A 22,061-nucleotide genomic window follows, 5' to 3' on the forward strand; every position below is an offset into this window, starting at 1 on the left:
CTGCATTATTTAACCTAATAATTGCGGTGCTTTACCCGCAATAACTGCGGTTAGTAAACCAGCTAACATAGCTCCCACAACGGTGCATATTGCACCGCCTAAAATACCGTAAACACTCATAAAACATATCAGCGCTAAACCAAATAGCAGTGCACTTAAAAATGTTTTAGTCGCTAATGTAAGTGTGTTTTTTCGTAGGTTGAGCATCATTAATAATAAACTTACCATCGCAATTGTAATTAGTAGCTCGTTCATGCGGGTTGTACCTCAATTTGTAATTTTTGTGTGTTTTTTATTTTTAAGACAACAAACATACACACGATACCCACCACCATAAAGCTTATATCTACTACCGCGACAAGCGAGCTATTAAGGTTAATAACATTGCTAACGCCAAGTAAAATATTAAGTGGCAGCACCAAAGCAAGCGAAGCGCCGCATAGTAAAAGAGTCAGCTTAAAGTAGTTTTTATAACCTATGGGTAATACACTTAAGAGTAACCATGCCAACCACGTATAAAAGAACACGGGTCCAAAAAAGCTATTTTGCGCCACACCAACAACGCTATAATTAAGTAAAACTTGCACAGGAAATAGCACAAAGCTTGCTAATACCAAACCGCCACAACTGCCAATAATAAAACGATTCCAGCGTGCATATGCCTGCATACTCAGTGAAGGGCTACTGCCACGTGTGCGCTTTGTTAGCCACATCATCATGCCCGAAATAGGTAAAAGCGCAGTACTTAAGCCAAGCAATACCCAAAGTAATTTTACAAACACTCCTGCAAAGTTCCCAAAGTGCAGCGGAAACATCAACTCAATTACTTTTATCGAAACACCTGAAATATCACCAAAACTACTCATCGACTGCACAAACTCACCATTGCCCTGATAATGCAGTAACTGAGAAGCAACAGCCTCGCCACCTAACAAACGCAAATATACCTGCGCATTCGCATCGTTATGCGCCATTATTGTGACATCCCTAATTATTGCTTCAGGGTAACGACTATGAGCATGCTCTAAAATAGTGTCTATTTTTGTAGGTTGCTTAATGTGGCTAACTACAGGCTCAGGAATAGCGGTAAACGTTTCTATTAACTTATCTTGATCGCCACCAAAGCTCACAAACGCAGCTGCTGGTAGTAAAATAATGGTTGCGAGCCCTAAAAATGATCCTGTAAAACCAATCACAATATTAAATACGCTGCCCCAAATACCTATAACCTTATGAGCATCGCTTACTGCAATATCTAACCCTTTATCTCGCCTAAACGTAAAGAGCTCTTTTATCAATTTGCGATGAATAAACAAGCCTGTCACTGCACTTACTAAAAGCGTTAAACCTAAAAACCCAGTGAGTATTAACCCAATTGGTCGCCCTAAATGCAAATCTGCATGAAACTCACCTATATAAGTTGGCGCATCCGTTTTTTTATTGGCGTAAAACTCTTTACTAGGCCCATAGTAAGTATTTTCCAGCGCCAACGTATTGGGATGAAATTGAAATACTCTGGCCACCTCTTGGTCGTAATTTTCATCGCCATGGTGAGATTCAAATACCAACGTTAACAAATGAAAGTTATGCCCACTTGGTAAAAACACATGAATGTTTTCGCCAAATTCACTAGGTACTTTTTTATGGTATTCGTTTACTAGTCGGTTAATTTGCGCGCTGGCAACGTATTGGCTAGATTGTAGTTCTGGATTAGCCCATATTTTTAACTCAGGTCGCGACAGAACTGCTAACGCCCCACTAAATGCAACAATAAATAGCAGTACCGCAGTAATAATTCCTACCCAGCTATGTAATAAAAATAGCTTTTTTAAAGTAATCGACTTCATCCCTGCCCCTGCGTTAACGCCCAAAAACTCAATAAACCATGTAATACACACAATGCAATCATTACTACAAAAGGTTGCCATACTTTTTGCGCCAAATACGCATAAATAAACAACGCAGTCCAAATAATAGGAAAGAGTAAAATAGGCAGTAATATTTGTTCATTCATTTGAAACGGTAAATAGGTTGTCATACCCGGAATCATTATTACCGCTGTAACTAGCGCTAATACACACGCAATTAAGTGCCTTCGCCGTGTAGCTGTAAACGTTTTTTTATTATTCATTATTCGCTCAATAAATTTGCCCAAACATATACAAAACAGCACATGCAAATGATAACAATTGTCATTATATTGTGCATTTAATGCTTAATGCAATTTATTAAACAAATTAAGCCTAAAAACACTGTTGGTTTGCCTTAAGAGCTTTTATGCTACGCCTCGCAATTTAGGTACGCAGTAATGCGTCATTTCAGTTAAGCCGAGTTCGGGCTTTTTAATTTTTCAGGAAGCAGTAAACCGTGGATATAATTAACGCAATTATTTTAGGTATTATTGAAGGTATAACAGAATTTTTACCCATATCATCAACTGGGCACTTAATTGTAGCGTCAAAGTGGTTAGGCATTGAATCAACAGACGCTAACCTCGCCTTCGAAGTAATTATCCAGCTTGCCGCCATTTTAGCGGTACTAGCCAACTATAAAGACAAGTTCAGCCCTAAACATTTCAATTTATGGGTGAAAGTTGCCATTGCATTTATTCCTTTGGGTATTATTGGTTTTATATTTAGTGATGTAATAAAAACACTGTTTAGCGTACCGGTAGTAGGTGTTATGTTTATTGTAGGCGGTGTGATTTTTTTACTATTAGAGCGCAGTTATAAAGAGACTCACTGCACAACTACCGATGTAACCAAAGTTACTTATAAACAAGCTCTTTGGATTGGCGTAGCACAAGTATTTGCGTTAATTCCAGGGACTAGTCGTGCTGGAAGCTCTATTGTTGGTGCCATGTTGTGTGGTTTAAACCGAAAAGCCAGCGCTGAATTTTCATTTTTACTTGGTTTACCTGTACTTGCAGCAGCCTCAGGGTACGACTTACTTAAACATTACCAACTGTTTAGCTTAGATGACCTAACTGCCCTTGCTGTGGGTTTTTTAACGTCTTTTATAGTCGCTTACTTTACTATTAAACTATTCATACGCTTTCTAGAAAATTTCACTTTTGTTAGTTTTGGTCTTTACCGAATCGTATTTGGTGTTATTTTATTAACTAACCTGAATTCTGGTTAAGAGATTTAAAAACACTATAAATAATAACGATATTTAAGTCTGTTTCTCTCTAGCTAGAAATTTTTGGTGAAAACAAGGCGAATTTACGCGTCAATAGCTGGTCTATTGCAAGGAAATTCAACGCAGTTAGCGCTAAAAATAGCTGCTTGAGATAGATTTATTATCCAGAACTCAGGTTAGCTATAGCCTACACATAAGAGAATATTATGAGCGAAAAAATAAACGAAGAAGCACTCCACGCCCTAAAAATAGCTTTTACTTACATGCCTAAAGCGATTGAGGTGACAAAGTATGAATATGGCGAGCGCTACCAAAGCGTGCTTGATCACATTGAAGCTGTACGTGAAACACTGCTTATTAACGATGTTGACCCAGAGGAAGTAGGCGGCGATATCAACCCGCAATATACCCCAAATTCAACGTATTAAAAGTATACCGCTGAGTATTATATGCTCGGCGGCATGTTGCGCTATATACAAGGGCCTGTTTATCTTTCGAGGTTAAATTTGCAGCAGACTGTTTGGTATTTAGGCAAGGCAGAGCCTATGTAGTGTGGTTATTCCCCATAAATAGGCGATAACGTAGCATAAATGCCAAACATGCGCTGCCCTTTGGGTTCTGCCTAGGGACAATTTACTCTTTGTTGCTCGGTTTTTACTTAGCCCAACTACTATTAATAAACCACTAACTTAGTTCATAAAAACATAAGGTTATAAAATTTAATACGTATCAATTTTAGTTATTAGTAATTAAAACTGCTAAACTGGATTTTAAACTAATACCAGTGCCCTAATTGGCCTATGTATTATATAAATTGAACAAAAGCTTACGGGGTGTTTTCTTTTGAATTTTTTACGATGTTTTCACGATATAGTTTCTAATCAATCTCTTGATTTTGAAAATAAAATTAATAAGCTCTTAGTGTTTGGGTTAGAAGTATTTGACCTTGAGCTAGGTATTATTAGTAAAGTAGATGAAAACAGCTACACCGTTTTATATGCCAAAACCCCTGACAATTCACTTTTACCCGGTACCGTGTTTGAATTACAAGGCACCTATTGCGTACATACGCTCGCTGCAGGCTCTGCACTTGCCTTTCATAAAGCATCTCAAAGTGCAATTGCAAACCACCCATGTTATATAAACTTTCAGTTAGAGTCTTATATTGGCGCGCCAATAAAAATTGGTGATAAAATATTTGGCACCGTTAACTTTTCATCCGCAAAAGACTCCCTCGCTTTTAACGATGATGCTTACGACTACATCGAATTATTTGCACAATGGCTTGGATCGGAATTTGCTCGCACCCAAGCTAAAGAACAACTAATAAAAAATAGTAATACTTTATTAAAGTTAGAGCACGTTGCAAATATAGGTACGTGGGAGGTTGATCTAGTCTCCGATAAAATTACCTGGAGCGAGCAAACATATCTCATACATGAAGTGGATGAACAATTTCAACCGCAAATGAATTCTGCAATCGAGTTTTATAAAGAAGGCCCAAGTCGTGAAGGCATTACTCGCGCGGTAGAATTAGCCATAGAAAAAGGCAAAAAATGGAATCTAGAACTAGAAATAGTAACCGCTAAAAATAAACACTTATGGGTGGCTACCTTTGGTGAGGCCGAATTTGATGAAGGCCGATGTGTCCGATTATTTGGCACCTGCCAAGATGTAACCGAATCAGTAATGCTACGAGAAGAGCTTAAACAAAAGCAAGCTCAAGCAGAGCGCCTACTTGAAGACAGAAGCATGCTCTTTGCTAAAATCAGCCACGAATTAAGAACCCCACTGAATGGCATTACAGGTATGCTAACCACATTAGTTGATGAACACAGTGAAGAAGTTCGCGCTGAAAAAATTAAAATAGGACTTAGAAGCGCCGATATTTTACTTAGTATTATTAACGAAGTGCTCGATTTTTCTAAAATTAATCATGGTGAGCTAAAGCTTGAACCTACTGACTTTTTACTAAAAACAATTTTTACCGATTTAACTTCTTTATATACACCTCTATTTAAAAACACGCATGTAACGCTACAAGTAAGTAATACAATTGATGACAACTGCTGGGCGTTTAGCGACAACACACGCCTTAGCCAGATTGCTTCTAACTTACTGAGTAATGCACTTAAATTTACTGAAAATGGTTCAGTTACACTAAACACCAGCCTTTCTAAAATAAAAAATAAGCTAAGTTTAAATATTGAAGTGTCTGATACAGGTCGAGGAATGAGTAAAGGCTTTTTAGAATCACTGTTTTCTCCTTTTTCTCAAGAAGTAGATGCTAAAAATTCAAAAGGTGGAACAGGCCTTGGCCTTGCAATAGTAAAAGAGCTTGTTGAATATATGGGCGGAAAAATAAAGGTAAAAAGTACACCTAATAAAGGCACTACGTTTTTAGTAAATATTCCTATTGAGAAAGGGACAGAACAAAAACAAGAAAGCCTTAAATCAACGTTAGATATCAATGGCAGTGAACTATCAGTGCTTGTAGTCGATGATAACGATATTAATAGGTTGGTGCTTCACGCTTCTTTAGGCAAACTTAATATTAAAGCCGACTCTGCAGTTGATGGCCAAGATGCTGTATTAAAATGTCGCCAAAAGCATTATGACCTTATTTTTATGGACTGCATAATGCCCATACTCGATGGATTTGAGGCAACAAAGCAGCTTAGATCAGAAAAAATCTGCTCGCATGAAGAAACCTACATAGTGGCTATAACTGCTAATACTTCATCACAAGATAAACTTGCCTGCAAACAAGCCGGTATGGATATGTTTATATCAAAACCTTTTAAACTACCCATACTTGAAAAAGCAGTTATTAACGCGCTTGAGCATACCGCTAAAGTTAGCTAACGTTTGTAGTCAACTGATTGGTTAAATAAGGATATAAAATTAAAAACATAATTAGAACTATATTACTAACAGTGCTTATTGTTGCGGTATTTAAAGCCGTTTCCACTGGGCAATGGAGCTCATCAATAACAATAGTTATCGTATCTGGCGTATTGCTGTTAGTTACATTTATCAGTGCTAAGTCATCACGTGGATCATCCGCTTATACTGGCGGTGGGTGCGATTAAATCGTGTGCTAATTCTTAAGCATTAAAAAAGCCGCCTTTGGAGAAGGGCGGCTTGGGTTAACAAACAGCTATGGGTGTAGCCTTGCTGTTATATCAAGAGAGTTTTTACTAATTACATTAAGCAGCGCTTTGATCAGCTTCTTCAGAGTGACGAATTAAATAATCAAATGCACCTAAACTTGCTGTTGCACCGCTGCCCATTGCAATAATAATTTGTTTAAACGGAGTATTGGTTGCATCCCCCGCGCCGTAAATTCCTGGTAGTGACGTTGCGCCTTTAGCATCAATCAGTATTTCACCAAATTTACTTAATTCAAGGTCGCTGTCTTTTAACCACTCGGTATTTGGTATTAAGCCTATTTGTACAAATATACCGGCAAGTTCAAGCTCTTTGCTCTCTCCCGACACTCTATCTGTGTACATTAAGCCAGTTACTTTTTTACCATCACCAAGTACTTCGGTTGTTTGTGCACTTTTGATAATAGTAATATTAGCCATGCTTTTAGCTTTACGAATAAGCACTTCATCAGCACGTAGTGTGTCTGCAAATTCAAGTACCGTAACGCTTTGCACAATATTAGCTAAATCGATTGCCGCTTCTATACCTGAATTACCACCGCCAATTACGGCAACAGGTTTACCTTTAAATAAAGGGCCATCACAATGTGGGCAATATGCCACACCATGGCCGCGATATTCTTGCTCCCCTGGTACGTTCATTTCGCGCCAGCGTGCACCAGTGGCAAGTACGAGCGACTTAGCTTTGAGTACTGCGCCATTTTCAAGTGTAATTTCGTAGCCATTGTTATAACCAAGTGCCGCTGCACGCTGATTATGCATTACATCTACATCGTATTCTTTAACGTGCTCTTCAAGCTGGGCAACCAATTTTGGCCCTTCAGTCGCCTTAATCGAAATAAAGTTTTCTATTGCTAATGTATCTGCAACTTGTCCACCAAATCTGTCGGCAACAATACCTGTATTTAACCCTTTTCGTGCTGAGTAAATCGCAGCCGATGCGCCCGCAGGCCCGCCACCAATTACAAGTACATCAAATTTATCTTTTTTACTTAGCGATTCAGCTTGGCGCTGTGCCCCTTTGCTATCTACTTTATTGAGTATGTCGGTAAGGCTTAGTGCACCTTGGCTAAATGGTTCGCCATTTAAATATACAGCCGGTACAGCTAAAATATTTCGCTCTTCTACTTCATCTTGAAATAATGCGCCATCAATCATGGTCGCTTTAATATTGCTGTTTGTCGCTGCCATAGTATTAAGTGCTTGGACTACTTGCGGGCACGTTTGGCAACTTAAACTTATATATACTTCAAAGTTAAGTTCTTGAGTAAACGATTGTATTTGTTCAATGTCTTCGCTTTTAGCTTTACTTGCGTGTCCGCCAGTATGTAAAAGAGCTAACACTAAACTTGTGAATTCGTGGCCCATAGGTACGCCTGCAAACGTAATATGAGTGTTTTTAATAGGTGAATGTACAACCATTGACGGGCGACGCGCGCTTGTATCTGGGTTGTTCATTACCGTAAATTTATCGCTCAGTGAGGCTAAATCGTTCGCTAAGCTTTCTACTTCTGCTGATTTTTTGCTGTCATCCAAGGCAATAAGCAGCTCAACAGGTTGAGTAAGCGATTCAAAATGGCTTTTTAATTGATTTTTTATGTTGTTATCTAACATGGCTTAACCCTTTTAGGAAAATTTAAACAGCAAGCCTCCCATGCCAAATAATGCATGTGCTTAAACAAGTATATTGATATAGGAGGCACCAACAAACGGATGTTCGTTGATTTAAGGGCAGTTACCTGCCCTTATAGTAGGAATAAATCTATACTTAGATTTTACCAACTAGGTCTAGTGAAGGTGCAAGTGTGTCTTCACCTGGCTGCCAAGATGCAGGACAAACTTCACCGTCGTGAGTTGCAATGTATTGTGCAGCTTGTACTTTACGAACAAGTTCTTTAGCGCTTCGACCAATACCTAAATCGTGAGTTTCGATAATTTTAATTTCGCCTTCTGGGTTCATTACAAATGTTCCGCGAAGTGCTAAGCCTTCTTCTTCAATCATTACGCCAAAGCTACGAGTAATACGTCCTGTTGGGTCGCCAATCATTGGGTAAGTAATTTTACCAATTGTGTCTGACGTATCGTGCCATGCTTTATGAGTGAAGTGAGTGTCAGTAGATACTGAGTAAACTTCTACGCCCATTTCTTGAAGTTGTGCGTAATAATCTGCAACATCACCAAGTTCAGTAGGACATACAAATGTAAAGTCTGCTGGGTAAAAGAAGAAGATTGACCATTTACCTAGAACATCTTTTTCAGACAATTCTACAAAGTCACCGTTGTGGTAAGCGGTTGCATTGAATGGTTGTAATTTAGTATTGATTAATGAAGTGCTCATGGTATTTCCTCATCTATATTTAATGTATTTAAAAAGTAATCAACGCTCTCGTTTAAAACGACCTTCTGCGTTGGCTTGGTTAATACAATAAGGCTAATGGATAATTAAATAAAATTGATTGTTTAGATTAAAGCAATCGGTTTTTTGGATTGAACTATATAATCCCTGTTATCGTAAGCATTACTTGGATTGTAAACGCTGGCGAATTATTAAGATCGCTAATCGCAATACTGCTACAATAGCCGCGCTTCAAATAAGTCATTAAATATAAGGCACGCCGTAATGGAAAAATTTTTTAACCACATACAACTAGGTTACTTAGGCTTAATCCCGTTTTTAGGGTGTGTGGGTTGGCCGCTTATGTTTGGCAGTAATAGCCTTAACTTAGAGTTTTTTACTTTTTACAGTATCGCCATTTTAGCATTTATGGCAGGTAGCTTGTGGCGTGCCGGAGAGCAAAGCTATAGCAATGCAATTAAAGCGGTATTACCTGTTATCCCAGTTCCATTTTTATCATTTTTACCTGTAGAGTGGGCACTGGCTTGGCTAGGTGCTAGTTTTTGGTTAGTACTTATATTTGAAAAAGCCACGCCTCAATGGAAAACCTATCATAAAGATTATCAAAAAATGCGTGTAGTACTTACCTCTGTTGTGTTTGTGTGTCATATCCTTACTATTGGTATGAGTATTTACCCTAAATAGTGGCTGCAAACTTAAATATTGCGTGGTAATAAGGTAATATCCGCGCACTGCTATTTGAGGACACACCATGATTGACCAACTACGCCAACAACTCGACGAACTTGGCGAAAACTACGTAGAAAAAAACGCTGCATTTAAAATCAAAGTGATCCCATTTTTTTGTGCTATACGCATTAAAAAAGATCATAAAAGCGAAGGTCGTTTAAGCTTTTATTCAAGTCAATTACTCGAAATATTTTTAGTCGTCTTATTTTTGCTATTTGGTTTAACACTGTACGATACAGATGCAGGATTTACTCACGGCCCTATTCATATTGCCTTTGCCATTTTAATTACCTTTAATCTTATTATTAAACAAATCGCAATTGAAGGGTTAAAAACCAGACTTGCGTTTCATCGTTTACTAGCAAAAGACTCACAAACAAATAGCGATATAAATAATACTTCTACAAACATAAACGCTAAATAAAATATGTATTTAAATCCTCAATGGCGAATACTCACCGTAGGCGATGGCGATTTATCTTTTTCGAACGCTATTTACACTCATCTATCGCCAAAAGCTTTGGTTGCATCCACTTACGATGAACAGGCAACTATTGAGCAAAAGTATCAGCACAATGCACTTAGTAACCTAAAAGCGCATAACGTTGAGATACTTAATAGTTTTGATGTAACAAATCCCGCGTGTTGGCAAACTCTAAGTGAAAACCAGCACAGCTTTGACGTGGTTATTTTTCAGTTTCCGCTTATACCTGCGTTTGTTGGCCGTGAAGCATTTGAAAACAACACGCGCCAAACCAGTATGAACGTATTAAACCGCGCTTTACTGCATCAATTTATTAAATACGCTAACGAATACGCGCTTGATAAAAATGGTCCAATGCTGTGTTATATCACTTCAAAGGATGTAAAACCTTATCGAGAATGGAATATAGAAGGGAGTTTAAATAACGGTTTAAACGCTGATTATTTAGGCCAAATCCCATTTGATATTAGCCATTTTGAAGGTTATAAAATTCGTAATGTTGACCGCGATAAACACGTAAAAGACACCAGCGGCATAACTTACGTTTTCAGCCCAAAAAGTATTGATACACATACTAGCGAATTAAGCTCACGTCTTACCAAGCCTGCATACTTTACATCTAACCATTGCCCCCTTTGCCGCGTTGGACCCTATATGGCAAGCGAGGACGAAACCAAGCATCTAAACGCTAAAAAGCATCAGCAAATGCTGCACCTGGAAAGTGATTGGCAACAATGGCTAAATGAGTTTTATAGCTAATTAATAGCCATACTACAGTTTATTTAATTACACCTTTTCGTGTTTAATTAAATCAGCCGCTTTTTCAGCAATCGCAATTACCGGTGCATTTGTGTTGCCGGTAATAATGGTAGGCATAATCGACGCATCGACTACGCGTAAGTTACTTACCCCGTGTACTCGTAAATTAGTATCCACCACTGCCATTGAGTCTTGCCCCATTTTACATGTCCCTACTGGGTGATATTCGGTATCTGCAGTTTGGCGTATAAACTCAATTAGCTGATCATCATTATTTATATCAAGCGGATAGAGCATTTTACCGCGTATGTTATCAAAAGCTTTGCTTTGCATAATAGCGAGTGTTTTTTTAAGACCAGCAAGCATTACAGTTAAATCATCTGGATGGCTTAAATAATTAGGGTCTATAAGCGGTGCACTACGCGGGTTGTTATCAGCTAATGTAATAGAGCCTCGGCTTTTGGGGCGCATAATACTGCTGTGTATACTGTAACCATGCCCAGTGTGTAATTTACGACTATGATCGTCCACCAGCCCAATTACAAACTCTAGTTGCACATCGGGCGCTGGCGAGCCTTCAAATAATTTAATAAACGCGTGCGACTCTGCAAAGTTACTGGTTAATCGCCCTTCTCGTTTACTAAACCAATTAACGCACCCTTTAAAAATACTGGCAATGCCTAGCGGGCTTATACCAAATGTGCCTTTATTTGTTTTTGATTTATAAAGTGGCACCACCGTTAAGTGATCTTGTAAATTAGCGCCAACACCTTCAAGTACGTGCTGAACCTTAATGTTATGTGCGCTTAACTGCTCTTTAGGGCCAATACCTGAAAGCATTAATATTTGCGGCGAATTAATAGCGCCTGCACTAAGTATTACCTCTTTTTTAGCACGTAAATTAATAGCCTCTTTATTACGCTCTATTTGCACACCTTGCGCTATCTTATTGGTTACATTTATTTTATTAACGTGGCTATGGGTTAATACCGTTAAATTGGGGCGGTTTAAATGCGGGGTTAAATATGCTTTTGCTGCACTACAACGCTCGCCATTGTGCTGAGTTACCTGCGATAGACGTGCGCCGCTTTGCTCTTTGCCATTTATATCGTCGCTTAAATTAACGCCCTGCTCAGCACAGGCATTTAAAAAGTATTGGTTTACATCGCTTGGGTTATTTAGCTCTTGTATATGTAGCGGACCTTTTGTCCCGTGCAGCTCATTATTTGTAAATGCTTTATTGTTCTCAGCTTTAATAAAGTACGGGAGTAAACTCTCAAAATCCCATCCCGTATTGCCATTAGCAGCCCATTGGTTGTAATCGTACTTATTACCTCTTATGTAAACCATTGCATTAGTCGAGCTTGACCCACCCAGTACTTTGCCACGCGGCACAAAACCACATCGGTTATTAAGCTCTTTTTGTGGCACCGTATTGTAATGCCAGCTATTTATGCCATAAGGCACACTCGCTGCTATGCCTGCTGGCATTTGCACAAATACACTGTTATCACTGCCGCCAGCTTCAATTAAGCACACACTTACATTTTTATCCTCAGCCAAGCGCGATGCCATAACGCAGCCGCCACTACCTGCGCCAATCACAATGTAATCAAATGTTGTATTGTTCATGGTGTACCTTCATAAAAGTTTTAAACGGCTTTTGCAGTAATAGTGCATAGAAAAACTCAACAAAACTTGATATTTTTAGACATCGTTTATTTGAGGTTAACCATGAGCAGCCTAATCAGAGCCACGTCATTACAAGGTATAGATACCCTAATTAGCGAATTTGGCGGCGATCCGCATGAAATAATGCAAAACTGTAATATTAATAACGTTGACTTTAAAAATCTCGATAACCAATATTTACCTTATCGAGATTACGCTGAGCTATTAGAGTACTGTGCTTGTAAGTTCAATTGTTCTAGTTTTGGCCTTAGGCTCGCAAGTAGACAAAATTTTGATATTTTAGGGCATATTGCAATAGCAGCTAAAAGTAGTACTAATTTAGGTGATGCACTTAATTGGGTTATTAAATACCTTCACTTGCACAGCCCTGCACTTAGCTTAAACTCGCACCCTTTAGAGAATGATAAAAGCTTGTTTTTATCATTCGAAATTAATTTAAAACCATTACCGAACATCAACCAAGTGATTGAGCTAACTATTGGTTTAGCATTGGCTGTTATTAAAAAGCTGAGTAATAACCGCTGCAAACCAATTAATATATTTTTGCCAAAAAAAATAAGTACTAATACTCGTGCCTATAACACTTACTTTGGTTGTAACGTTATAGAGCATCGCAACAGCGCTGGTATTGTAATCTCAAAAAGTGATTTAACTCTTGAGCTTGATCACCCTGAACTAAATAAAGTACAAGCGGCGCTAAGCTTCTTGGCAAAAAACAAAGAACACACACAACCATTGCCCAACCAAGTTAGTGCACTAATTAGGCCTATGCTTCCTATTTATCAATGTAGTAACCAAACTATTTCAGCTGCGCTGGGTATGCACCCGCGTACTCTGCATCGAGAACTTATCAAACATAATACGAGTTTTGTAAAACTTAAAGATGCCACTCGTCGCGCTTTAGCTGCACACTATTTAGCGCAAAACCAATTTACAATCTCAACCATATCTGAGCTTTTAGGGTATCAGGAGCAAGCAACGCTAAGTGTTAATGTTAAACGCTGGTTTGGATGTTCTCCTCGAGCATATAGGACTAAAAAGATGTTAAACTAAACACTCTTATTATTTTTATTTAAGCTAAGGAGTGAGCATGAACTTTGTTATTGTTGGCACCAATTTTATTAGCGACACACTGTTAGCCGCTGCAAATACATTAAACGATTTTAATTTATATGGGGTGTGCTCGCGCGCAGTATCAAGCGGCGAAGCATTTTTAGCCAAACACCCACAAAATGCACAAGCAAAAATTTTCACCTCAATCGAGCAAGTATGCCAAGATCAAAATGTTGATGCTGTCTACGTAGCCGCCCCTAACAGCTTACATAAGCAATATGCCGTTATGTGCCTAGAAGCAGGTAAACATATCCTTGGCGAAAAACCATCAGCAGCCAATTCTAAAGAGCTTGCAAGCATTATAGCTACAGCAAAAAAACATCAGCGCCTTTACATGGAAGCCATGATGACCACTCACTTGCCTAACTTTGCACGACTGCAACAGGCAATGGTAAAAATTGGCACACCACGTAAATATATTGGCCAGTACAGTCAATATTCATCGCGTTACGATAAATATAAAAATGGCGAACGTCCAAATACGTTTTTGCCCGAGTTTGCTAATGGTGCTTTAGTTGATTTAGGGATTTACCCACTGTATTTATTAATTGCACTTTGGGGAGCACCGCAAAGCGTAAGTGCCAGTGGCGTATTACTTGATACAGGTGTAGATGGTGCGGGTGATGTATTACTAAACTACGCTGATAAACAAGCCGTTATTAGTTACTCTAAAATATCGCAAGGCGACAACATAACCGAAATACAAGGCGAACTTGGACGCATACGTATAGAAGCCGTATCGCAACTTAAAAAGGTGGAGTTTATTGCTAATAATGGTGAGGTAGAGATTATATCCCAGCCATTTGATGAGCACTTTATGAAATACGAAGTTGAACACTTTATGGCATTAGTGAAGCGAAATATCCTTGAGTCACCCGTTAATACGCACATTTTAGCCAGTAACGTAATGAGCGTTCTTGATGAAGCGCGCAAACAGCTTGGGGTTGTGTACCCTAACGACTAATTAAATAAAATATGGGCGTTAACCAACGACAGTTAACGCCCAGAAGAAAGCTTAAATAGCTCTCGTACAACTACACATTTTACAAAACACACTTTAAAAACACATTTAAATAATAGCGATCCCCATCCATGGGCAATCAAATACTTCTACAATAAAAAACTTAACACTGACAACCCAACTCGGTTTATTACCAATATTTATTACTCAATAACCTTAAATCTAACCTAACACATAAAAACATTACCAATCAAGCTGGCCAATTACATTATTTTAAACTAAATTGGTAATACAAGAATACAACCATTAGTGTATAGTAGTTTTTAACCATAACATCGCGTTAGAATTTTGACATAATAGTGAATTTTAAGGTAACCTCTGATATTAACAGTTGGTTTTGACTTTTAGGCCCCAGAGGCCATTATTCCTTAAGGTAATGAAGGTAAAGTATGGGTAATCGTCGCTTATTTTGGCGCATAGTTGATAAAATTGAGTCTTTAATAAATCAAGGCGAATTTTCTGCTGGGAGTCGTTTACCACCTGAACGTGAACTTGCAGAAATGTTTGATGTAAGTCGCCCTACCATTAGAGAAGCTATTATCGCATTAGAAGTACGTGGCCGAGTTGAAGTTAAAACCGGCTCTGGTGTTTACGTAGTAGAACAAAAAAATGCATCTATAAAATCAAAAGAGATCAGTGCATTTGAACTTACTCAAGCTCGCGCATTAATTGAAGGCGAAATTGCCGCTTTAGCTGCTCAAAGCATTACAGAAGAAGAACTAGAGCAACTAAATAAAACATTAATTGCCATGGAAAAAGGCCTTTATGTTGAGCAAGCCGACCGTGAGTTTCATGAAATTATAGCTAGAGCAACGCGCAATAAAGCACTTGAATTCGCAGTGTCTAACTTGTGGGATTTACGTTTAACAAACCCACAAATTGTTGCTGACTATGGCAGTGTGTGTAAAAACAATAACGAGTGCGTTATGGACGAACACACCGCTATTTATACAGCCCTAAAGTCGCATGATGCAAATGCAGCGCGCACCGCAATGCACAAACATTTTAACCGCTTAATTAATGCTTTATTTGACGCTGTAGAATCGCGTGCACTTGAAGAAATTAAACGCAAAAATGATGAAAAACGAGGCCTCTACTCACTTGATGGCTTAGTTAATAAAAGTGCCCACTAAGGCCTTTTAACCAACTGATTAAAGTTAGCAAACGCCTGTTTGCTAACTTTACCTCTTACTTTATTTACCCGCCCTATTTAATATACTTTTAATTGCGCTATTTTTGGTCGCAAACACTTACCTATAAATTTAAAAAAAGATACTATGCCGCCATTAATATCGGGCGGGTTTAGCTTTTATACTCCCTGCATTACAATTTAACTAATTGATAGAGTTACTCAACTCAAGGATAAAAATGCAAGCATCTTCAAAAAGTTATTTACTGGCTATCGTGTGTGTACTGCTTGCAATGATGACCATTCAAACGGGCGCGTCATTTGCAAAACAGCTTTTTCCTATTGTTGGTCCTGAAGGCACGACAGCCCTTAGGCTTGGTTTTTCTGCCTTTATACTTTGCTTAGTGTTTAAACCTTGGAAACACTTACCTACTTCGGGTAATCGTATTCCTATAATTGTGTATGGTTTAAGTTTAGGCGGCATGAACATTTTGTTTTATTACGCCATTGAACGCATTCCACTAGGCATTGGTGTAGCACTTGAATTTACAGGCCCGCTTGCTGTTGCCTTATTTTCATCACGCCGTAAACGTGACTTATTTTGGGTTGCGTGTGCTATTGCCGGTATTTTACTTCTGCTTCCTGATATGAGCGGCCAAGACAGCCTTGATCCATTGGGTGTAGCGCTTGCGCTTGGTGCCGGTGCATGTTGGGCAGGTTATATATTATTTGGTAAAAAAACGGGCACACAAAGCTCTGGTGGAGCCACTGTTGCATTGGGTATGACCGTTGCCGCTATAGTGCTAGTACCTTACGGCGGCATTATGCAAAGCGCCGCGTTTACGTGGGAAATTATCCCACTGGGTATTGGTATTGCTATTTTATCAAGCGCACTGCCTTACACACTTGAAATGGTTGCACTGCGTAACATGCCTTCACAAGGGTTTAGCGTAATGATGAGCTTAGAGCCTGCAATAGCTTCGCTCGCAGGGTTTATTATACTGGGTGAGTTACTTACTTTATGGCAGTGGCTCGCTATTTTACTTGTAATTATTGCATCTGTTGGTAGCTCGTTTTCAAACGCAAAAAAACAGGCTACTTAATTAACTACCAAATAACCTAAATAAAGTCACCACGTAACATGGTGACTTTATTGTGTTGTATCCGGTAACTTTTTAACTCACAGCCTTACTTTGCTTTTTAGTTGTAACCAAATAGCCAATCAACGAAATAAGCGGCATGCCCGTAGCAACCAGTGCAATACCTGTCCACCCGCCCGCTTCATATAATGGGCTGGCAATAAGCGAGCCTACTGCGCCACCTACAAATATACTCGTCATGTAAATAGCGTTTAAACGCGCACGGCTTTGTGGCTCTAGTGCGTACACAGCACGTTGACCCAATACCATATTGGCCTGCACAGCAAAATCAATAAACACACCGGTTAATGCCAATACTATAATGCCGTAAGGTAGCTCAAATAAGCTTGGTAAAAAGCACACTGCTGCAATTACTTTGGCCAGTAACGATACCTGATGCGTATAGCCTTTATCTGCCAAGCGACCAACAATAGGGGCAGCTACAGCACCTGCCGCACCCACTAATGCAAACAATGCTATTTCTGATTGCGATAAACCATACTCACGGGCAAGCACAACCGGTACGCTCGTCCAAAATAAACTGAATGATGCAAACATTAATGCTTGAAAAAGTGAACGTTGGCGCAGCACTGGTTGGCTTATCATTAACTGTTTAAGCGATTTTAATAACTTAAAATACGTTGTTTTATGGGTAGGTTGCCTGCTTGGAATAGCAAAATAAATTACGCCTGCAATAAACACCATACACCCTGCTGCAAAGTAAAATACAGCGCGCCAACCAAAGTGATCGGCTATTAAGCTCGATATAGGTCTTGCCAGCAAAATACCTAGCAAGAGACCCGCCATAATATTGCCAAGAACCTGCCCGCGCTTCTCGTCAGACGATAAATGCGCAGCAAGCGGAATAAGCACCTGAACAGAAACCGAGCTCATACCTATCATTAAACATAAAATAAGCATTACATTAGGTGAATCAGCAAGTGCCGTCCCCACTAAACTCAAAAACGACACAGCTAAAGTAATAAGCATTAAACGCTTATTTTCAATTAAGTCAGCTAATGGCACTAAAAAAAACAACCCCAAAGCGTAGCCTATTTGTGTAAGCGATACGATAAGGCTAGCACTGTGCGCACTTAATCCAACTTCTGGGGCAAGCAACTCAATAATAGGTTGAGCGTAGTAAATATTGGCAACAATAAGACCGCAACACAAAGCAATAATAGTAACGAGTGTATTGCTAAGTGGTTGCGCTGAAACGCCTGTTTGGGTCATGTGTATCTCTACTTTATAAAAATAATAAAACCCAACCAGCAAACGCGGGTTGGGTTTTTACAAAAAGCTTCGTTTTACTTAATTGGTGATGGCTGCCCATGTGGGCTTGAGCGTAAATACTGTTTAGGTGCAGTTACTGTAGCGCCAAGCTCTGCAGCTGCATGCCACGGCCAATGCGGGTTATATAAAATGCCACGCGCCAGCGCTACACCATCGGCTTGCTGCTCACTAATAATATCCTCGGCTTGTTGCGCCTGTGTAATTAAACCCACCGCTATAACAGGCATATTCACAGCTTCTTTTATGGCTGTTGCAAACGGTACCTGAAAATTAGGTTTTACTGGTATTTGTTGCTCAGGGCTTAAACCCGCAGTACTTACATGAATAAAGTCACAGCCGAGTTCATCAAGCGCTTTACTAAGCACTATCGATTGATCTAAATCCCAGCCGCCTTCAACCCAATCAGTTGCCGAAATACGTACACCTACCGCTTTTTCACTAGGAAATACCGCTCTTACCGCTTTAAACACATCAAGCAATAAACGCATTCTGTTTTCTAGGCTACCACCGTAGTTGTCATCGCGCTTGTTTGAAAGTGGCGACAAAAACTGGTGTAACAGGTAACCGTGCGCACCATGTAGCTCGATTAAATCAAGGCCGAGTTCATCAGCGCGTTTAGCTGCACTTACAAAATCTTTAATTAGTGAGTCAATGTCGTCTTGGCTCATTGCTTTTGGTACTGGGCTGCTATCGTCGTACGCAACTGCCGAAGGTGCCACGGTTTGCCAGCCATTAACGTCATCAGGTGCAATAGCATCGCCACCGTCCCATGGTTTTTCAGTTGATGCTTTGCGCCCAGCATGCGCCAACTGAATACCAATAGGCATAGGGCTATATTGTCTTACTGCTTTTAGGCTTTTGCCCAGGGCTTGCTGGGTTTCGTTATTCCAAAGCCCTAAATCGCCGTAGCTAATACGCCCTTCTGGGTTTACTGCTGTTGCTTCTAAAATTAGCAATCCTGCACCACTTAAACTCAATTGGCCCAAATGAATAGTGTGCCAATCGCTAGCAGCGCCATTGTTTGCTGAGTACTGGCACATGGGTGCAATAATAATACGGTTATCTAACGTTACTTGCCCAAGTGATACAGGCGAAAATAGTTGGCTCATTGTTAATCCTTAAAAACACGCACAAAAAAGTGCGGACAAAACAAAAAAGAGTATACGAAGCGGTAATCAAACACGCTCACTCAATAACTTACACAGTTACTTATAAATACGACTACCACTCTTAATGGGGATAAAAACATACTTTAATAGTGCTGATAAAAGCATAACTAATGACATTATAAACTATCAATTTTAATGTAATAATTTGTTTAACGAGCACGTCATAAAGCCATCTTTAAAAAATGAATGACTATTTACCTTTAAACAAGGGTGTGATTTTTAACCTAACTGTACCTAATAGCACTAAGCTATTGCTTATATTGCCTATTAACTAAATAAAAACCCCATACACAAACCATATTTATTCTGTAAAAGTGAATTAAAATTCAATTTAAATATTCCCAGCTACTTCACTCCCTGATAAACTGCTTAACTTAATTTACTAATGTAAAACATTTGAACTGGGGATCACTTTTTATGTTTAAACCAAGCTTGTTAACCTTGGCTATTTCGAGCGCTGTTTCTAGCGTATTTTTATTGCCTAATGCCGCACTTGCTCAAGAGGAAGTTGCAGCTAAAAACAAATCACTCGAAGTAATCGAAGTTACAGCAACAAGGCGCAGCGGCTCTGTGCAAAATGCACCGCTAAATATTACAGCCCTTGATGCAGATATTATGAAAGATCAAAATATCAATGAGCTTGCGGATGTAGCACGCTGGGTACCTGGTTTAACAATCACCGATCAAGGTGGTCGCTCTGGATCGCCTATTATTGTTCGTGGTTTAAATACTAATTCATCTGGTCCATCATCAGATGGCGGCACAGTATCTACTTACATTAACGAAATTCCAGTTTCGGTAGATATGCGCCTAGTAGATATTGAGCGCGTTGAAGTACTCATTGGGCCACAAGGCACCCTTTATGGTGCAGGCACATTAGGCGGTGCAATTCGCTACATGCTTAAACAGCCTGAGCTTGATTTTACATCGCTTGAAGTATACGGCGACCTATTTCAAACAAAAGAAAGTGACTCTTTAGGTGGCGAAGGCGGCTTTATATTTAACCTTCCTATTATCGAAGATAAATTAGCAGTTCGTGCAAGCTTAAACGTATATGAAGACCCGGGTTTTATCGATTACGGCTACGTAGTACGCGAGCCAGGCGTATCACTGCCAGATCCAGATTGGAGCGATAGCTCAGCAGTTAATAACAACCTTAAAAATGTAAAAGACGCCAACGGCGAAACCACCACAACAGGTCGTATTTCTGTTCGCTTTAAACCAAATGAGTCGTTTGAAGGTACGCTTAACTACTTTTACCAAAACCAAGACAGCGAAGGCCGCTCGATTGTTCATTACAACAGCCTTAATGCAAACAACGGTTTAAGCGACGTAATAGGTAAATACGAATCAGCTTATCGCTTTGAAGAGCCTCGCGAAAAAGAAGATCAATTACTAAGCCTTGAACTAAAAGCCGACCTAGGTTTTGCAGAGCTAGTATCGGCAACCGGTATTTCGAGCTTTGATGCCGACGGTCAACGCGACCAAACAGACTTACTTATTCGTCTTGATTACGGCTATGAAGAATTCCCTTCGTTTTCAACGTTTACCCGTGAAATAGACGAAGAAGATACCTTCACTCAAGAAATTCGCTTAGTGTCGCAAGGCGACAGCGACTTTAACTGGATTGTGGGTGGCTTTTACAACAAAACAGAAACCGAAGCGTCAAGCCGAGAGTTTACGCCTGGGTTTGACCAATTCGCTATCGATAACTTTGGTGGCGAGCAGCTAAGACCTGACTCATTAGAATACTTAGAGCTTACAAAAAGTACCGTCACTGAGTCTGCACTATTTGGTGAAGTTGGCTACCAAGTTACCGACAAATTAGATGTGACCATTGGTGCCCGTTTTTACAAATACGATATAGAGTCGCAAGCGGCTTTTGACTTCCCGCTAGCAAATACATTGTATGGTGGAGTAGATCCTGATGTAACCACCGTTGCATACGAAAAAGACGAAGCAGGCGATAACGGTAACTTATTTAAATTTAATGCTAAATACCAGTTCACTGACTCAGTAATGGGTTACGTAACAGTAAGTGAAGGCTTTAGAATTGGCGGCTCAAACGGTTTAGTGTCTTGTCCTGATCCAATTGTTGAGGATCAACAAACAGGTTGTGGTAAACCTGACGAATTATTATATGAAGCCGACACCACAACAAACTACGAGCTAGGCTTTAAAAGTACATGGTTTAGAAGCCAACTACACTTTAACGCCGCGTTATTTAACGTAGATTGGGATGATGCGCAAATCACTGGCGCTACAGATATAGGTCAATTAACGTACCTTTCAAACGCAGGCAGCGCTAATGCAAAAGGGGTAGAAATTTCGACTCGTGCAATTTTATCTGACTCGTTTTCAGTTTACGCTACGTACGCTTACACAAAAGCAGAACTAACATCAGACGCACCATTTTTGTTTAATGCCGATGGTACCGGTGGCGCAGAAGACGGCGACCGTTTACCTGGTTCACCTGAAAACCAATTTTCGATGGGTGTAAACTATCAAACAGATGTGTTTAACGACAAAACGCTTGATATTAACTACGGTTTAACCGCGCAAAGCGACGTTCTTTCAAGAGTAGGACTTCGTGATAACGGCGAAACACTACCAGGTTACAGCTTAAGTAATATATCAGCTAAATTAACGGCTGATGCATGGTCAACTACGCTATATGTTGATAACCTATTCAACAAATACGCGGTTACATCCGTTCGTCGTTCAGATGCCGATATAACATCCGCTAATGGCGCCGACATACAACGTAACTACGGCCATTACATTAATCGCCCGCTTACGGTAGGTGTTAAATTTAACTACAAATTTGAAATATAATTTATAGTAATTTTTAAACAGTCTCACTTTT

19 protein-coding genes are annotated in these 22,061 nt (G+C 39.6%); 11 read left to right on the forward strand and 8 right to left on the reverse strand.

Going from position 1 to position 22,061, the window contains the following annotated elements; all coding sequences use genetic code 11:
* Positions 1-9: 9 nt before the first annotated feature.
* Genes L659_RS0121520 through L659_RS0121530 form a run of 3 tightly spaced genes read right to left on the reverse strand, consistent with a single transcriptional unit; the run spans position 10 to position 2,131 of the window.
* A complete protein-coding gene (locus L659_RS0121520; RefSeq protein WP_007581829.1) occupies positions 10-255 on the reverse strand; it encodes a hypothetical protein in 246 nt (81 codons plus the stop codon).
* The gene (locus tag L659_RS0121525; protein ID WP_024591873.1) at positions 252-1,847 is read right to left on the reverse strand and encodes a PepSY-associated TM helix domain-containing protein; all 1,596 of its coding nucleotides are present in this window, start codon (positions 1,845-1,847) and stop codon (positions 252-254) included. Before L659_RS0121525 ends, L659_RS0121520 begins: the two co-directional genes overlap by 4 nt.
* Positions 1,844-2,131 carry a hypothetical protein gene (locus L659_RS0121530; RefSeq protein ID WP_024591874.1) on the reverse strand — a complete coding sequence of 96 codons (288 nt, stop codon included), beginning with the start codon at positions 2,129-2,131 and terminating at the stop codon, positions 1,844-1,846. Before L659_RS0121530 ends, L659_RS0121525 begins: the two co-directional genes overlap by 4 nt.
* Positions 2,132-2,367: 236 nt before the next feature.
* Here L659_RS0121530 and L659_RS0121535 point away from each other — a divergent pair, with 236 nt between their 5' ends.
* The 3 genes from L659_RS0121535 to L659_RS0121545 all read left to right on the forward strand — a co-directional run bounded on the left by L659_RS0121535 (position 2,368) and on the right by L659_RS0121545 (position 6,006).
* A complete protein-coding gene (locus L659_RS0121535; protein WP_024591875.1) occupies positions 2,368-3,141 on the forward strand; it encodes an undecaprenyl-diphosphate phosphatase in 774 nt (257 codons plus the stop codon).
* Positions 3,142-3,347: 206 nt separating this feature from the next.
* Entirely contained in the window at positions 3,348-3,569 is a 222-nt protein-coding gene (locus L659_RS0121540; protein WP_007581825.1) for a hypothetical protein, read from the forward strand.
* A 415-nt stretch (positions 3,570-3,984) separates the two neighbouring features.
* Entirely contained in the window at positions 3,985-6,006 is a 2,022-nt protein-coding gene (locus L659_RS0121545; protein ID WP_024591876.1) for a GAF domain-containing hybrid sensor histidine kinase/response regulator, read from the forward strand.
* Between the two features lie 344 nt (positions 6,007-6,350).
* On the opposite strand, the gene ahpF is transcribed toward L659_RS0121545, so the two are convergent.
* The gene (gene ahpF / locus L659_RS0121550) at positions 6,351-7,925 is read right to left on the reverse strand and encodes an alkyl hydroperoxide reductase subunit F (RefSeq protein WP_024591877.1); all 1,575 of its coding nucleotides are present in this window, start codon (positions 7,923-7,925) and stop codon (positions 6,351-6,353) included.
* A gap of 154 nt (positions 7,926-8,079) precedes the next feature.
* Positions 8,080-8,649, reverse strand: coding sequence for an alkyl hydroperoxide reductase subunit C (gene ahpC, locus L659_RS0121555; protein WP_007581822.1), 570 nt, complete (start codon positions 8,647-8,649; stop codon positions 8,080-8,082).
* A gap of 282 nt (positions 8,650-8,931) precedes the next feature.
* Between ahpC and L659_RS0121560 the strand changes: the two genes are divergently transcribed.
* From L659_RS0121560 to L659_RS0121570, 3 genes are all read left to right on the forward strand, one after another.
* Positions 8,932-9,351 carry a DUF3429 domain-containing protein gene (locus L659_RS0121560; protein WP_024591878.1) on the forward strand — a complete coding sequence of 140 codons (420 nt, stop codon included), beginning with the start codon at positions 8,932-8,934 and terminating at the stop codon, positions 9,349-9,351.
* 67 nt (positions 9,352-9,418) lie between these two features.
* Positions 9,419-9,820, forward strand: coding sequence for a hypothetical protein (locus L659_RS0121565; RefSeq protein ID WP_024591879.1), 402 nt, complete (start codon positions 9,419-9,421; stop codon positions 9,818-9,820).
* 3 nt (positions 9,821-9,823) lie between these two features.
* Positions 9,824-10,639 (forward strand): class I SAM-dependent methyltransferase, encoded by an 816-nt coding sequence (locus tag L659_RS0121570; RefSeq protein WP_024591880.1) that lies wholly within the window; start codon positions 9,824-9,826, stop codon positions 10,637-10,639.
* A gap of 27 nt (positions 10,640-10,666) precedes the next feature.
* On the opposite strand, the gene L659_RS0121575 is transcribed toward L659_RS0121570, so the two are convergent.
* A complete protein-coding gene (locus tag L659_RS0121575; protein ID WP_024591881.1) occupies positions 10,667-12,271 on the reverse strand; it encodes a GMC family oxidoreductase in 1,605 nt (534 codons plus the stop codon).
* Positions 12,272-12,373: 102 nt separating this feature from the next.
* Between L659_RS0121575 and L659_RS0121580 the strand changes: the two genes are divergently transcribed.
* From L659_RS0121580 to L659_RS0121595, 4 genes are all read left to right on the forward strand, one after another.
* Complete coding sequence (locus tag L659_RS0121580; protein WP_024591882.1) at positions 12,374-13,384, forward strand: AraC family transcriptional regulator; 1,011 nt, start codon at positions 12,374-12,376, stop codon at positions 13,382-13,384.
* A 37-nt stretch (positions 13,385-13,421) separates the two neighbouring features.
* Positions 13,422-14,408, forward strand: coding sequence for a Gfo/Idh/MocA family protein (locus L659_RS0121585; RefSeq protein WP_024591883.1), 987 nt, complete (start codon positions 13,422-13,424; stop codon positions 14,406-14,408).
* A 446-nt stretch (positions 14,409-14,854) separates the two neighbouring features.
* The gene (locus tag L659_RS0121590) at positions 14,855-15,598 is read left to right on the forward strand and encodes a FadR/GntR family transcriptional regulator (RefSeq protein ID WP_024591884.1); all 744 of its coding nucleotides are present in this window, start codon (positions 14,855-14,857) and stop codon (positions 15,596-15,598) included.
* Between the two features lie 235 nt (positions 15,599-15,833).
* Positions 15,834-16,697, forward strand: a complete 864-nt coding sequence (locus L659_RS0121595) for an EamA family transporter (protein ID WP_024591885.1) — start codon at positions 15,834-15,836, stop codon at positions 16,695-16,697.
* A 72-nt stretch (positions 16,698-16,769) separates the two neighbouring features.
* Here the strand turns inward: L659_RS0121595 and L659_RS0121600 are convergent, their stop codons facing one another.
* On the reverse strand, positions 16,770-17,966 hold the full coding sequence (locus tag L659_RS0121600) for an MFS transporter (protein ID WP_007581814.1): 1,197 nt from the start codon (positions 17,964-17,966) through the stop codon (positions 16,770-16,772).
* A gap of 74 nt (positions 17,967-18,040) precedes the next feature.
* Complete coding sequence (locus L659_RS0121605) at positions 18,041-19,135, reverse strand: NADH:flavin oxidoreductase/NADH oxidase (RefSeq protein WP_024591886.1); 1,095 nt, start codon at positions 19,133-19,135, stop codon at positions 18,041-18,043.
* Positions 19,136-19,612: 477 nt separating this feature from the next.
* Here L659_RS0121605 and L659_RS0121610 point away from each other — a divergent pair, with 477 nt between their 5' ends.
* On the forward strand, positions 19,613-22,030 hold the full coding sequence (locus L659_RS0121610) for a TonB-dependent receptor (protein WP_024591887.1): 2,418 nt from the start codon (positions 19,613-19,615) through the stop codon (positions 22,028-22,030).
* Positions 22,031-22,061 lie beyond the last annotated feature (31 nt).

The organism is Pseudoalteromonas sp. S8-8, assembly GCF_000497875.1.
GTDB lineage: Bacteria > Pseudomonadota > Gammaproteobacteria > Enterobacterales > Alteromonadaceae > Pseudoalteromonas > Pseudoalteromonas arctica.